Annotated in this window: 12 protein-coding genes and 3 pseudogenes; 13 read left to right on the top strand and 2 right to left on the bottom strand. The window is 34.9% G+C overall.

The features are described from left to right. Window positions 1-251: 251 nt before the first annotated feature. The 4 genes from C9J29_RS19355 (at window position 252) to C9J29_RS19340 (ending at window position 3,728) form a co-directional block, all read left to right on the top strand. Window positions 252-1,472, top strand: coding sequence for a stalk domain-containing protein (locus C9J29_RS19355; RefSeq protein ID WP_164908716.1), 1,221 nt, complete (start codon window positions 252-254; stop codon window positions 1,470-1,472). 565 nt (window positions 1,473-2,037) lie between these two features. Next, complete coding sequence (locus tag C9J29_RS19350) at window positions 2,038-2,325, top strand: hypothetical protein (protein WP_089987013.1); 288 nt, start codon at window positions 2,038-2,040, stop codon at window positions 2,323-2,325. Window position 2,326: 1 nt separating this feature from the next. Further along, complete coding sequence (locus C9J29_RS19345; RefSeq protein WP_107922628.1) at window positions 2,327-3,049, top strand: hypothetical protein; 723 nt, start codon at window positions 2,327-2,329, stop codon at window positions 3,047-3,049. Window positions 3,050-3,272: 223 nt separating this feature from the next. After that, complete coding sequence (locus tag C9J29_RS19340; protein WP_090002718.1) at window positions 3,273-3,728, top strand: GNAT family N-acetyltransferase; 456 nt, start codon at window positions 3,273-3,275, stop codon at window positions 3,726-3,728. Window positions 3,729-4,823: 1,095 nt separating this feature from the next. Here the strand turns inward: C9J29_RS19340 and C9J29_RS19325 are convergent. Then, a complete protein-coding gene (locus tag C9J29_RS19325) occupies window positions 4,824-4,994 on the bottom strand; it encodes an Arm DNA-binding domain-containing protein (RefSeq protein WP_107922627.1) in 171 nt (56 codons plus the stop codon). A 407-nt stretch (window positions 4,995-5,401) separates the two neighbouring features. Between C9J29_RS19325 and C9J29_RS24995 the strand changes: the two genes are divergently transcribed. The 5 genes and pseudogenes from C9J29_RS24995 to C9J29_RS19300 all read left to right on the top strand — a co-directional run bounded on the left by C9J29_RS24995 (window position 5,402) and on the right by C9J29_RS19300 (window position 8,599). Beyond that, entirely contained in the window at window positions 5,402-5,560 is a 159-nt protein-coding gene (locus C9J29_RS24995) for a CD1375 family protein (RefSeq protein WP_307723801.1), read from the top strand. Window positions 5,561-5,779: 219 nt separating this feature from the next. Beyond that, window positions 5,780-6,157: pseudogene (locus tag C9J29_RS19315) on the top strand (BclA C-terminal domain-containing protein); the annotation flags it as partial. A gap of 94 nt (window positions 6,158-6,251) precedes the next feature. Next, entirely contained in the window at window positions 6,252-6,656 is a 405-nt protein-coding gene (locus tag C9J29_RS19310) for a phage holin family protein (RefSeq protein ID WP_089987019.1), read from the top strand. Continuing rightward, window positions 6,653-6,802 (top strand): annotated as a pseudogene (locus C9J29_RS24780) (XlyB); the annotation flags it as partial. The gene C9J29_RS19310 and the pseudogene C9J29_RS24780, both read left to right, overlap by 4 nt. 223 nt (window positions 6,803-7,025) lie before the next feature. Next, a pseudogene (locus tag C9J29_RS19300) lies at window positions 7,026-8,599 on the top strand (IS3 family transposase). A gap of 92 nt (window positions 8,600-8,691) precedes the next feature. Here the strand turns inward: C9J29_RS19300 and C9J29_RS19295 are convergent. Next, window positions 8,692-9,300, bottom strand: coding sequence for a hypothetical protein (locus C9J29_RS19295; RefSeq protein WP_089987390.1), 609 nt, complete (start codon window positions 9,298-9,300; stop codon window positions 8,692-8,694). Between the two features lie 145 nt (window positions 9,301-9,445). On the opposite strand from C9J29_RS19295, the gene C9J29_RS24390 reads away from it, so the two are divergent. From C9J29_RS24390 to C9J29_RS19280, 4 genes are all read left to right on the top strand, one after another. Beyond that, window positions 9,446-9,592, top strand: a complete 147-nt coding sequence (locus tag C9J29_RS24390; protein WP_164908715.1) for a hypothetical protein — start codon at window positions 9,446-9,448, stop codon at window positions 9,590-9,592. 188 nt (window positions 9,593-9,780) lie between these two features. Then, window positions 9,781-10,002, top strand: coding sequence for a YhjD family protein (locus tag C9J29_RS25095; RefSeq protein ID WP_307723802.1), 222 nt, complete (start codon window positions 9,781-9,783; stop codon window positions 10,000-10,002). A gap of 761 nt (window positions 10,003-10,763) precedes the next feature. After that, a complete protein-coding gene (acnA, locus tag C9J29_RS19285) occupies window positions 10,764-13,469 on the top strand; it encodes an aconitate hydratase AcnA (protein WP_008178676.1) in 2,706 nt (901 codons plus the stop codon). Between the two features lie 41 nt (window positions 13,470-13,510). After that, the gene (locus tag C9J29_RS19280) at window positions 13,511-15,295 is read left to right on the top strand and encodes an S-layer homology domain-containing protein (RefSeq protein ID WP_237068880.1); all 1,785 of its coding nucleotides are present in this window, start codon (window positions 13,511-13,513) and stop codon (window positions 15,293-15,295) included. Window positions 15,296-15,331 lie beyond the last annotated feature (36 nt).

The following is a 15,331-nucleotide window of genomic DNA, read 5'->3' as shown; positions in this document are numbered from 1 at the left end:
GACTTCGCTACAGCCAAATACAAGGGCGTACAAGGTAACAATATCACGTTTGTCATTCAGGCTAATGTACCCTATCAATGGCTGATAAAGCATGTGTCATCGGATCACTGTAAGTCAAAATTGAAGATGACAAAAAGCAGGGACGCGAAGTGAAACGTGGATCTCGAAAAGTTAAAAATTAGATAATTATGCTAGATAGCTATAGAGTAATCTCTTCTTATTATGTATATTTGTGTATAAGGAGGGGTATTATGAAAAGAATTTTAATACTTATATTCACTGTAGTTATAACACTGAATATATCTACTACAGCTTTCGCAATCGACGTATTTTACCAAAATAAAAAAGTGGAAATGGACGTGCAACCAAAAGTTGTTAATGGTAGTACATTAGTTCCGATACGTGCTATCAATACCGCTTTAAAAGGCGAAACAAAATGGAATCAATCAAAACAACAGGTGGAAATTGTTAAAGATGGCCATAAAATAATTTTAGAAATTGGGAAAAATAGTGCATTAGTTGATGCTAAGGTTGTAAACTTAATCACGCCTGCACAAGTAATATCGAATCGTACTTATGTGCCTTTACGCTTTATATCTGAATATTTTGGGCACGATGTTATATGGGATAGTGCCACCCAGAGCATTTTAATCGATACAGATATAGCTATAATTGACAAACAAGCAAACATTTCAACTCATTTTGATACTATCATAGATATAAATAGTATTGATTTCGGAAAAATTTATGAAGTCAATGGAACAGGAAAATATTCTGATTATAAAAAGTTAATTGGTTATCCATATGAAAATCATTATTCTATTTACTATACTGGAAACTCTTCTTCTTATAGTGTTACCTATGAAGATTTAAAGCCGAAAGATTTGAAAGAGAAAATCAGTTGGATATACGATGGGAAAACTTATACTCATACAAGAAGTCAACTATATAGTTTTTTCTCAGATATTACTACGCTAGAGCGTTTGTTGGGGCAGAATGACGGTATAATAAATCAAAATTGGTTAGCAAAAACATTCGGTGAAACATACCAGGATTGGTTTACCCAAGGTTTATATTCACAAGAAGCCACTAGAATAGTTGATAGATATCTAGAAGTTAAAGAAGGTATTAATATTATGGATAGAGATCCATTTAATGATATAGATTTAGAAAACATAGAACCCAATGAATGGATTTCATTGAAAGAGTTTCATATGAATTCAGAGGGAATGGATTTCTCTGCACATGCAAAACGAGTAGGGGATAAAACCGTTTTAATAATGGCTTTCTCAATAATTAGCCCTCTTACTGGCACTGTTGAAAAAGTAATATACGAAGTTCCAGATATGCCCATAGATTATCTGGATAATGAAAAAGATATTGAAACTACTTTTAACGGAATACGATTTAAAATTTTTAATGGAGATACTTACATTAATCGAGAAGATTTAAAAAATAAAGGCATTTTATAATTTGTAACTCAAGAACACCAAAACAGTGATTTTATGGTGTTCTTTTTATTTATGCCAAAAAAAGGTGAGATCATGGCAACAATTCACACTGCGATACTAATTGAAGATCGTTTGAGTCAACCTATTAGGGCTATGCACAAAAGCTTGCATTAGCTGAATCAGCAGAGGCATAACAACAAGAAAAAATAGAAAATTAATTAGCTATTGCAGAATTGGCGGAATTAATAGCAACTAAAGAGGTAATATAATGAATGTTGTGGCGGGAGGCTGTACAAACATTATTCGATAACGAAAACAAGTAGTCGTAGCATTATGCATTAATCTAAACCATTAACATTTTTGAAGAACTATTAACATTCATCAGTATATTTTCATAGATTTATTTATATAATTAGTAGTGGGGAAATAAGTACTATATTTACTGCTGACGGATCGCCGTATGCGATGAAAGTCGCCCGTGCGGTGAAGGCTCGTTATAAAACATAGAGACAGAGAAGGATAAGGCGAGAATAGCAATGTAGCTCCACAAATAACAAGTATTTATATCTATAAGGATATTAACAATTTGTACACTAAGGCAGAAATAAAGTTTTCACAGCCTGTTCAAGATTCGACTGTAGTGGCAGGGGAATTTCAATTTGGAGATATTTCAAGCCAATATTTTATGGGTTCTTCATTTAATACTTTACGCCCAAACCTACCATCTACACCAGAACAAATAAATGATGAGTTTATTACTGTAGAGTTTACACCAAAAACTACAGTGGCTACAGTAAAATACACTAAGGGATCCTTAAAAGGTGTAAATGGTGTAGAGGTTGAATCACAATCTGTGACACCAGTGGTAGAATAAGGTGAAATATCAACAGAATATTGAACAAGAATGGTTAATTGATGAACAAGAAAATTCATTAAATATTGTCGTTACTACTAAAGTAGGTAGTTCACACCTAGTAGAACTGTTAGCTCATTTTGCAGCTGAATATGGAACAAGTAATAAGGATATCTATGTCCAAGTATCTGAAGTGCAATTTTCTAAAGACAATGAGGTAACTGCAGGTAAATGGAAGAAGGAAATATCCCAGCATGTTTTTATACTGGATGCTTTGAAAACCAAAGACCTGCCAATCTTTAGTCGCAATCATTTAAAAGAAGGATTTACTGTTCATTCAATTCAAGAGTTAACACCACAAGAGGTTGATTTTATTCGAAAAGGTGAAAATGTTTGGTTTCCAACTAGATACCATCCACTTTGTTATGAAACAATAGCAGATAATAGCTTGATTTTACGCCGACATAATGAGTTAATAGGCTGGTGTGTTGTGTTACCATCTACCAATCAATTGCTGATGTATGATAATCTTTTTGTTAAAGAAAGATATCAATTATTGGGAAGAAGCTTATCATTGTTTTGGCACGCTATATCGATACAATTAAAGAGAACACAAATGAAGTATCTTACATTTGTAGTAGATGGAGAAAATGAAAAGATGTTAAAAGTCTTGCAAAATAAAGTTCATGTTCCACTAGTTGACCATCAAAAAGTGACTGTGTTTAAATTAATGAAGACTGTTTAATAGTGGACATAAACCGTAGTAATAAAATTACTTTTTGTTAAGGATGCGTCAGATTGACGTGTCCTTTTTATGCCTTTCACATTCATCTGTGGAGGGCTATTTTTATACAACAAGACCTAAAGCAATGCACTGTGCCGAGTTGTGCTAAAAACTAATTATAAGTGTAATTACGGAAAGCTTGAAAAAATGTTAAGATTAAAGGATAGATTAGGAGGGAAATAAAGTGATTTCTTTAAAACCTATGAACCACGAAGAGTTCAAACAATATATTAGTTATGCAATTGAAGACTATGCAAAAGACAAAATTGCTTCCGGAAATTGGAGTGAAGATGAAGCGATTGACTTGTCGAGGGAATCATTTGAACGACTACTACCCAATGGTGAGAAGACCGAAAATAATCATTTATCGTCTATCTTTCATGACGATATTTTAGTTGGAATGATTTGGATTTCGCAAAAAACCCCTAATGAAGGTTTTATTTATGATTTTGTGATTTTTGAACAATATCAAGGGCAAGGGTATGGCAAGAAAGCAATGAAAGAAGCTGAAATTATTGCTAAACAGTTAGGTATGAATAAAATTGGTTTAAACGTTTTTGGTCATAATAAAATAGCTCGTGGGTTATATGAAAAAATGGGTTATGAAATTACGAATATAACAATGGCTAAAACAATTTGATAATGTAAGTAAATGCCCGTTATCTAAATTGGTAATGGGCATTTTTATGTTTTTATTTACTGCCTATCTTACTTCTTTATGTAAAACCAGAAAATCTTTAAGTGACCAAATGAAGAAAAGTAATGGTAAACCAGTGATGAATAAAAATCCTAAAATGAATGAAACCATAGGGATTTCTCCGCTATCAGTTGCCATAACACCGATAAAAAGCCCTAATGGACTAGTCGCACTTAAAATCAAGAAATTGGTCACGCAGGTAAATTTGTAATACTTTAAGGTGGATTCTTTAGGTTCTTTTTTTCTGAAAAAGAAGTAAAAGATAATTTGATAAAGATAAAAAATGGGTATACATAATAGTCCAAACGATGCGAACGTCATTTAAAAATCACCTCAATATCAATTTTGGGAATTTCGCATAGAATGTTGAGCTATAATATCTTAACAATGTATTGCTCTATTTCATATATGTAATTATTTCCACAAAAAATACTTCTCAAAATATAAACACTCGTACTATAAAAAGCAAACGAAAGTTCTTATTGAGAGGATGGAGTTGTATGTTGAATCCTGAGCAAAGGCGACTATTTCATAAATCTTTAATTCTAAAAATGGCAGTTCAATCATTAGTGACGTTCATATAGCTATAGCTGGTAATGATGTGGTACTCAGATATGCTAATATGGCTTTGAAAACTCAGGTTGAAAAATTATTAATCAGTCATTTGAATAATCAACAGGCAATCGAGTGACTAGTATTAATGATTTTTAATTTTCAATTATAAATGGGTTAATAATAATCCATAAGTAAAAGTTACTGTAAATAAAATTTTTTCTTCTATTTAATAAAATAGTTCCTGTCCAAACTTTTTTTATTATCATTTATCTGGGTACCTTTTTTAAAAAAAACTACGAGTACCCCAAAAAGTGCCCTAGTTAAAATACACTTAGTTAGATAGGTATAGAAACCCTTTTAAAAACAAACCCTTTTTATTATGCACATCAAAAAATTAAAAACATCAGGATAGCAACCAAGGTCATAAGTTATGCTTATAGTTTTTTTTTATAGAATCCTTGATTATCAAGGGTTGGGGAGGGGCTATGCTTTTTCAGCCTCTGTGCTTGTGCTAAAATTCTGTCTTGTTTTTTCTCTACGTACACCAGTATGATCATAAAATTTGTAACGGAAGGCATATTTCTTTTTCTTATTTGTATCATAATACCAATAAATATTTTCCTTTTTAGTACTATTAAGTTTCTTTCTAACCATATTGTCCACTTCCTATCTAACTGACACGGACAGGTACATAAATTAGAGTTTAAGGACAATTAGAACATCACTCCTTTCACAGTAACTATTAAGCAGATAAGCCATATTAAACTCACTTATGAACTGTCCTATATCTATCATCTCATATTTAAAAATGACATATTATGCAACCTCTGCATATTATGATTATTGTTATATTGTGTTAATCTTCTATAAGCAAAATCGTACTCTACGTTAAAGATTTGCATTACTTGAATAATTGTTTGTGCTGTATGATTATGTATCAACAATTCCTCCATTTCATCAGCCTTTATGATGTTATTAAGTAAATAAATCTGATCTGTTTCAGCAACTAGCTTACGAATTTCAGCATCAGTTTTAGCATCCACATTCCATAACGGATTAAATTGTATCTCCCATTGGCTAAATTATATTGGGATTTAATTAAAATGAATTTGAGAACAGTTGACCAAGTGCCATTATTATGGCGTGAAGATGTACAAGCATTACTCGATAACGAAGTTAAGAAAACGCAGCATAAGCTAGCGTTATTTTTTATAAATTAATCTAAACCATTAACATTTTTGTAGAACTATTAACATTCCTCAATATTTTTTCTTTGATTTATGCATATAATTAAAAGTAGGGGAAATAAGTTATAATATCTACTTCTGACGGATCGCCGTATGCGATGAAAGTCGCTCGTACGGTGAAGGCTCGTTATAAAACTTAGAGATAGAGAAGGATAAGACGAGAATAGTACAGTTTTAAACTCTGCCAAAAACACAAGTGGGTCAGTAATTGCTGTGATATTGAGTGGAACAGATATCCCATTACCTAACGATCAACAGTTAAATAATGTGAATGTAAATGGAGGAAGTACTACTTTTACAGTTCAACAATCAGGAACTTATGAACTTGAGTATCATGTTTATCTCACGACACCTTTATTGGTAAATTCTAGAATAATATTAAATGGCACTGAACTGCCAGATAGTGTGATAGTACCAGTAACAGCTATGGATCATTTAACTAAAAAAGCTACAGTAAACTTAAACGCTGGTGATACTTTAAGTTTGCAATTATATAATCTTTTGGGTGTAGCTATTTTAACTCCTGGTGATCCGACTAAGGTTACTTTATTGAGTATTACAAAGAAATAAATTTTACAAAGGACGCTCATATTGAGTGTCTTTTGTTTTGCCTTCCACAACTATCTGTGGAGGGCTTTTATATTGGGAAAAGGGAAGTGTTCATATGGAAAAATGGATTGCTGTAGTAAGTGGAACAATAGGCACTATCATTTCATATTCAGTGGATGGTCTAGGAATGGCAGTTACTGTTTTGATTGGCATTATGGCTATTGATTACCTTACAGGAATTATGGGTGGTATCGTTAATCAAAATTTAAACAGTCGTACAGGCTTCAACGGTATCATTCGAAAAATTTATTACTTAATGCTAGTTGGCTCAGTTTACTTATTATCCGTTGTAATTCCTGGCATCGAGTATGCAGGGGATGGGGCAGCTATAGCATTTTGTGTACTAGAATTCATTTCAATTACAGAAAACGGAACAAAGATGGGCTTGCCAATGCCTGACTTCATTAAAAATATTTTAGCAATCGTGAAGGATAAAACAGGAGAGGGTGAGGTTAGATGAGCTACGTATTTAAACAGACTTTTTTACCTTCAAACAAGTATTCATTAAAGGCTCCATATACCATGGCACCACAGTTCATTACCGTACACAATACAGCTAATGATGCACCAGCAGAAAATGAAATTTCGTATATGGTTGGCAATAATAAGATTATATTCAACAAGCAGTCGATAAGGGTTTGATTGATAAATCTTGGTTAGTTAAATTCGAAAATGGTACTATGACGAGTGGTGATTTTGAAGGCTTGATAATTATTATTGCACAGCGTAGTAATTAAAATGTAAAGACCAAGATAGCTTAATTGATACGCTCCCTATTAGGTAGACAGATGAAAAAATAAAATCTGTTTATCTAAGGGGAGTATTTTTTATGGGGCGATGCAAACATCCACTCGAGTTGAAACTACATATCCTTCAATTGTTCGAAGAAGGTCACTATTCTATCAATGAATTGTGTGAAAGGTTTTCAATAGATCATCAAACTTTTCATAGATGGAAAATGAAATTTGAGGCAGGTGGACGTGAAGGATTACAAGAAGCTACTTCATGTAAGTTCTATTCAAAAGAGTTAAAATTAGCGGCTGTGGAGGACTACATTCAACGAAATTATTCACAGATGGAGGTGTTGGCGAAATACGAGATTAGCAGTACCTCCGTTTTAAAAAGCTGGGTAAAAAAGTATACTAGTCATAGTGAAATAAAAGATTCAGGTAAAGGAATGAGTCAAGCTATGACAGAAGGAAGAAAGACAACTTTTGAAGAACGTATTGAGATTGTCGAGTACTGTTTGAAGCACCAGAAAAATTATTAGTTGGCAGCGCACACCTATGGTGTTTCGTATCAACAGGTATATCAATGGACGAAGAAATTTGAAACGAACGGTGAAGAGGGATTACGTGATCGTCGTGGTCGCACAAAAGATGAAGTCGAATTAACCGTTGAGGAGAAATTGAAATTAGAGATTCAACGTATTGAACGTGAAAATGAACGTTTACGTGTAGAAAATTTATTTTTAAAAAAGTTAGAGGAAATCGAAAGGAGGCGTCGCTAAGCCAAGTACGTCTACAGCAACGCTATTTAGCGATTCAAGAATTACATAGAGAGGAAGAACTTTCGATTCTTTTACTATGTGAAATAGCTGATGTTTCGCGTGCAGCTTACTATAAGTGGCTAAGTCGCAAGCCTTCTAACAGAGAAGTTGAAAATGAAGCAATTTTAAAGGACATTCATCTCCTTTACCAACAAGTAGATGGTATTTACGGCTATCGTCGTACAACGTTGACCATCAATCGTCAGCGAAAAGAAAATAATCAAACGATGGTTAACGAAAAGCGTATTTATCGTTTAATGCAGATTAGTGGATTGAAGTCTGTTATTCGTAGAAAGCGCAAGCCTTATCGTAAATCCCCAGCACATCATGTGGCGGAGAACGGATTAAATCGAGCATTTACATCGAAAAAGCCAAATGAAAAATGGTGTACAGATGTCACAGAGTTTAAGTATGGAAATGGGAAAAAAGCTTATTTAAGTGCAATTATCGATTTATATGATGGTTCAATTGTGAGTTATGTGTTCGGTCATTCGAATAATAATTCCCTTGTTTTCAAAACAATAAAATCAGCTATTCAATCATTACAATCAGGCGAACAGCCATTAATACATAGTGATCGAGGTTTTCAATATACATCGAAGGAATTTAAGCGAATTGTGGAAACTGCCAATATGACACAGAGTATGTCCCGTATTGGTCGATGTATTGATAACGGACCAATTGAATCATTTTGGGGCACATTGAAGTGTGAGAAGTATTATTTAGATAAGTACAATTCATATGAAGAGTTAAAACTAGCGATTGATGATTATATTCATTTTTATAATTACTATCGTTATCAGAAACGATTAAGCGGCTTGAGTCCGTTAGAATTTAGGACTCAAGCCGCTTAATACATTTTTATTATTTCCACTGTCTACTTGACGGGGGGCAGTTCATAATTGCTTTCTTGGTCTATATTTATTTTTATTCTTCTACATTATTTTCAATTAACTGATACGCCTGTAAAAGTTAAGGAATCAGGATCCCTGATAACCATTGAAACAAAAACATCCCCTTTTTTATATTTAACTGCATGGTATGCAATTCCGTCTAATTCGGAATCTCCTTCCTTTTTAATTTTCCACCCATTCTTCATTATAATAAGTTTATAATCGATTGGGATTCTTTTACCAGAAACTCTATCCCATGTTATTATATATGAACTTACTGAACCAATTTTGCCTTTAGATTTTATCTCCACATCTTTTGGTACTGGAAAACCATATAAGAATTCTTCTTTTTCATATCTTGAGTCTATAATATTGGTATATATATAAAATGTTCCTACAGCTACTACTAATGCAAGTGCAACGACAATTGCTATTTTTTTCATCACAGTGAACATTCCAAACGAGAGAAAATCTGTTTCGGTTGGGGCTTTGTTTTGGACTTCGTTTCGTATACTCCCTGATAATTCTCTAGATTCTCTAGTTTTTCTCGTTGAAGTATCTTCAAAAATCGTATTACAAAATTCACATTTCACAAATACTAAACCATCTCTATATACTTTCTTAAAAGGATTACTGGCTAAACAATTAGGACAATTATTCATTTTTATTCACCTCAATATATCTAACTACTATTTCCATTTTAGGTAATTAGATATGTTTTGTACATAGAAATAAAAGTGGGTCATCGATTTTATTGAAGGGAATTAACCTAAAATGTAGAAACATCTATAATAAGGGGTGAAGATTATGAGCTATGAAGTAATAGTGCCAGTAAAATTTTTATTCAAACGTAAGCCTGATAATGTACCAATCAAAGGTTTATCAAGCCTGCATTTAACTCACGAAGAACATGAAGCACTAACAGATGATGTAGCTCTATACCTTTTAAAATAACAGGGTTACAACGTAATCAGAATGGTCCATAGAGATGAGAATATTATAGCTGTAAATTTCAAAGAAAGATTTTAAAGGTTATCAAATACGATAGCATTTTTTATTTCCAGAAATTTTATCTTGTCAAAATACAAACGACTGTTCTAAAATAATACAAACGAATGTTCTTATTGAGGGGATGGAGTTGTATGTTGAATCCTGAACAACGGCGACTATTTCATAAATTTTTGATTCTAGAAATGGCAGTTCAATCATTACAACGTGATTTCTCAGTAATTGAAAATTTGAAAATGAGTAAAGTTTATTTACCCATCCTCGAAAAATTACTAAAAGACATAACCCAAGATTATTACCATTCAAAGATTATTGGTAAAAGACAAAATAAGGTTAGTAAGGATAGAGAAGATTGACGAGTATTTTAGTGATGTCCAAATTGCAACAGCTGGTAATGATGTTGTACTCAGGTATGCTAATATGGCTCTTAAAACACAAGTAGAAAAAACAAGTAGAAAAATTATTAATCAGTCATTAAAATAAAAATCACGCTTTAAAATGAAAATCAGTACCTGGTAAAATTTATAGGTATTATTCTCGGAAGAGTCTACACATCACGCTAAGTAATAGAGAAATAAAAATAAAAAGTGTTGAATTAAAAAAGAATTTCTCCAAATGTATTTACGCTCTTGTTAGTTATTTGTAATAATAAAATTGTATCGATATTGTGGGATGTTGTCAGTACATAAAAAAATGCCACAGGATGTGGCAAAGAAATAATATTAACTTTAAGCACTTTAAATTTTTTCTTCTATATTATATAAAAAAGTACTGACCACACTTTTTTACATTTTCATTTTACTAACTGGGGTACCTTTTTTTAAAAAAACTACGAGTACCCCAGCAAGTGCCCCACAAAGTGCCTCAGTTAAATACATTTAAATACACTTAGTTAGAAAGGTATAGAAACACTCATAAAAACAAAACCTTGATATTATGCACATCAAAAAAATAAAAACATCAGGATAGCAACCAAGGTCATAAGTTATGCTTATCAAAAAAGATAATATTAATGTAATTTACTTATGAATATAAATGCGTTATCATGGGTATTGGAGAAAAGATGCTACACTTTTATAAAGCCTTTTCAAAAAGATATATTTAGGGGGATCCGCAAATGGCACAAGGTAATTTACACAACAGCCGCGCATCATTCGAAGTAAATGGTAAAACTTACAATTACTATGATTTAGCTGCGATTGAAAAAGCTGGCGTTGCAAAAGTTTCAAACCTTCCTTACTCAATTAAAGTTTTATTAGAATCTGTTTTACGTCAATATGATGCATATGTAATTAAAGAAGAGCACGTAAACGAATTAGCAAAATGGGGCAATGGTGCTGATCCAGAAGCAGAAGTACCATTCAAGCCTTCTCGCGTTGTATTACAAGACTTTACTGGTGTACCAGTAGTTGTTGACCTTGCATCTCTTCGTTCAGCAATGAAGGAAATGGGCGGCGACCCAAGCAAAATCAACCCTGCTATTCCAGTTGACCTTGTAATTGACCACTCAGTACAAGTTGACAAATACGGTAATGCATCTGCACTACAAGCAAACATGGACCTAGAATTTGAACGTAACGCTGAGCGTTATAACTTCTTAAAATGGGCTCAAACTGCTTACAATAACTTCCGTGCTGTACCACCAGCAACAGGTATCGTTCACCAAGTAAACTTAGAGTACTTAGCTCCAGTTGTACACGTAAACGAAAATGCTGATGGCACATTCGAAACATTCCCAGATTCAGTAGTAGGTACTGACTCTCATACAACTATGATCAACGGAATTGGCGTTCTTGGATGGGGCGTAGGTGGTATCGAAGCTGAAGCAGGTATGCTTGGTCAACCTTCATACTTCCCAATTCCAGAAGTTATCGGTGTTAAATTAGTGGGCGACCTTCCAAACGGAACTACTGCTACTGACTTAGCATTAAAAGTAACACAAGTATTACGTCAACGTGGCGTAGTTGGTAAATTCGTTGAGTTCTTCGGACCTGGCGTATCTAAATTACCACTAGCTGACCGTGCGACAATCTCTAACATGGCTCCTGAATATGGTGCTACATGTGGTTACTTCGCAATTGACGAAGAATCATTAAACTACATGCGTTTAACTGGTCGTGACGAAGAGCACATCGCGGTTGTAGAATCTTACTTAAAGTCTAACCACATGTTCTTCGATCCAACTTTAGAGCCAGTTTACACTGACGTATTAGAAGTAAACTTAGCTGAAATCGAACCAAACCTTTCTGGTCCAAAACGTCCACAAGACTTAATTCCACTATCTCAAATGCGTTCTCGTTACAAAGAAGCAGTAGTGGCACCACAAGGTACACAAGGTTTCGGTTTAACAGAAGATGAATTCGCAAAAACATCTGTAGCAAAATTCGCTGAAGGCGATGTAGAAATTCCAACAGGTGCTGTTGCAATCGCTGCGATCACTTCTTGTACAAATACATCTAACCCATACGTATTAATTGCTGCGGGCTTAGTAGCGAAAAAAGCTGTAGAAAAAGGTCTAACAGTACCTAAATGGGTTAAAACTTCTTTAGCACCAGGTTCTAAAGTTGTAACTGGTTACCTTGAAGATTCAGGTTTACAAACTTACCTTGACCAAATCGGTTTCAACACTGTAGGTTACGGTTGTACAACATGTATCGGTAACTCAGGTCCATTATTACCTGAAATCGAAGATGCAATTAAAGAAAATGACTTATTTGTAACATCAGTTCTTTCTGGTAACCGTAACTTCGAAGGTCGTGTACACCCACTTGTAAAAGCTAACTACTTAGCTTCTCCACCACTTGTTGTTGCTTATGCACTTGCTGGTACAGTGGATGTTGACCTACAAAAAGATTCATTTGGTAAAGACAAAGATGGCAACGAAGTATTCTTCGCTGATATCTGGCCTTCAACTGAAGAAGTTAACGCAGTATTAGGTACTGTAGTTAACCGTGAATTATTCCAAAAAGAATACGAAACTGTATTCACAGCTAACGAAAAATGGAATGCAATTGAAACATCAACTGAGTCTCTATATACATTTGATGATAAATCAACTTACATCCAAAACCCACCATTCTTCCAAGGTCTTGCGAAAGAACCAGAAGCTATCAAAGGCTTAGACGGCTTACGCATTATGGCGAAGTTCGGTGACTCAATCACAACTGACCATATTTCTCCAGCTGGTGCCATCGGTAAAGATACACCTGCAGGTAAATATTTAATTGAAAACGGTGTTGCTATCCGTGACTTCAACTCTTACGGTTCTCGTCGTGGTAACCACGAAGTAATGATGCGTGGTACATTTGCAAACATCCGTATCCGTAACCAAGTTGCTCCAGGTACAGAAGGTGGATTCACTACTTACTGGCCAACAGGCGACGTAGAGTACATCTATGACGCATGTATGAAATACCAAGAGCAAGGTACTGGCTTAGTCGTACTTGCTGGTAACGACTACGGTATGGGTTCTTCTCGTGACTGGGCTGCGAAAGGTACATTCCTACTTGGCGTGAAAACTGTTATCGCACAATCTTACGAGCGTATCCACCGTTCTAACTTAGTAATGATGGGTGTTCTTCCACTTCAATTCATGCCAGGTGAATCTGCTGAAACTCTAGGCTTAACTGGTAAAGAAGAAATCTCTGTAAACATTACTGATAACGTGAAACCACGTGAAATCTTAACAGTAACTGCTAAATCTGAAGACGGCACAGTTAAAACTTTCCAAGCTTTAGCTCGTTTCGACTCAGAAGTAGAAGTAGACTACTACCGTCATGGTGGTATCCTACAAATGGTTCTACGCGCAAAAGCTGCTGAGTAATCATAACATTCACAAGCCGATCTCTTAGGAGGTCGGCTTTTTTGTTTGCTCATGAAATCCTTATGAAGTCATGGAGAGAAAAGGAGAGAACAGCCAAAGTGACGGATAAAACGGAGAAAGTGACGGATAGCGGGGCAAAAGTGACGGATAAAACGGAGAAAGTGACGGATAGTGGGGCAAAAGTGACGGATAAAACGGAGAAAGTGACGGATAGCGAGGCAGTAGTGACGGATAAAGCCCTAAATGTGACAGAGAGAAAAACCAATAAGCTTGAAAATTTCCAAATACATAGCATTTTCCCAAATGTTTATATAAAATTAAAGGGTAAGCCTTTAAATTTTTACATAAATGGGGGAAGAGTTATCATGACAAAGAAAAAAAGTAAGTTTTTTATGGCGGCAACTTCGGCGGTGGCCATTACGGCGGTGGCTGTTGTACCTGCATCGGCAGCTAGTCCATTTAAAGATGTAAGTGAAGATTATGCACATTATAAAAGTATTTCAACATTATATGCAGCTGATATAATTAATGGTTTTCCGGATGGAACATTTAAACCAACACAGGATGTAACACGCGGACAAGCAGTGAAGATGATTGCGGTGGCTTTCGATCTTACAACAACGGATGTAGAAAATCCGAATTTCAAGGATGTCGATTCAACTAGTCCATACTATAAGGCGATTGTTACATTGGTTAATTTAGGTGTTGTAAATGGCTATGAGGATGATACTTTCCGACCTGATGAGACGATTACGCGTGGACAGATGGCGGTTATGGTGGCACAGGCAACAGGCTTAACAGCAGAAGGAAAAAGTCCATTTATGGATGTACCTCAAACTAGTCCATTTGCAGATGCTGTAACGGCATTGCATGAAGCAGGAATTGCGAAGGGCGTGACGGCAACAGAATTCGGGGTGGATAAAAATGTAACGCGTGGTCAGTTAGCGACATTTATTGTTAACGCCTTAGGCTTAGAACAGCCTTCAACTGGGGAAGATAAGGAGCCGGTAACGGAAGAAAAGCCTGAAGCAAACGATCATGCTTTACTAGAAGAAGTGTTCACGAAAGCATTAGCTAAGCAAAAAGAATTAAAAAGCATGAAGGCTACAATGACAATGTCGCAGTCAGTAGAAGCAAAAGATGGTCAGGAAACCATGAAAATGGATTCTAAAGGCAATATGAAGATGGAGATTGTTACAGAACCGATGCAATTCTTTGCAGATGGTACGATGTCATTAACAGAGCCAACAAGCGGTGAAGCGATTAATTTGCCAATTAAAATGTATATGACGGCTAAAGATGGTATGTATATGTATGAGGCAGAGCAGAAGGCTTGGGTAAAATTCCCGAAACAATTATTTGAAGATGTTCTCAGTCAAACAGGCATGCAGCCAGATGCAGCGGAACAATTAGAGATGCTACAATCTTTTGCTGAGGATTTCACTTTAAAGGAAACAGCAGAACGTTATGAATTAACCTTGAAAGGTTCTGGTGATAAATTCACAGAGTTGGTGAAGCAGCAAATTGGTGCCATGGATTTAGGAATGGATGCTGATTTGGATGGACAATTAGGCAATATGTCTTTTGATAGCCTTACTTACAAATTAGTGATTAATAAAAAGACATTTAATGTTGAAGAGATTGCTATGGATATGTCATTAAGCATGAAAGTAGAAGGCAATACGATTAAAACAAAACAGCAAATGAGTATCAAATATCATGATTTCAATGCAGTGACGACAATTACAATTCCAAAAGATGTGCTAGACAATGCGAAGGAAATCGATTTAAGCACACCTGAAACAGTGCCACCAGTAAGCAAATAATAGTGAATTTAAAAGTAGGTTACGCCAAATACATGG

The organism is Lysinibacillus fusiformis (genome assembly GCF_003049525.1).
Classification (GTDB): Bacteria; Bacillota; Bacilli; order Bacillales_A; family Planococcaceae; genus Lysinibacillus; species Lysinibacillus fusiformis.
Note: the sequence above shows the minus strand (reverse complement) of the source record. Positions and strands in the feature narration are given on the sequence as shown.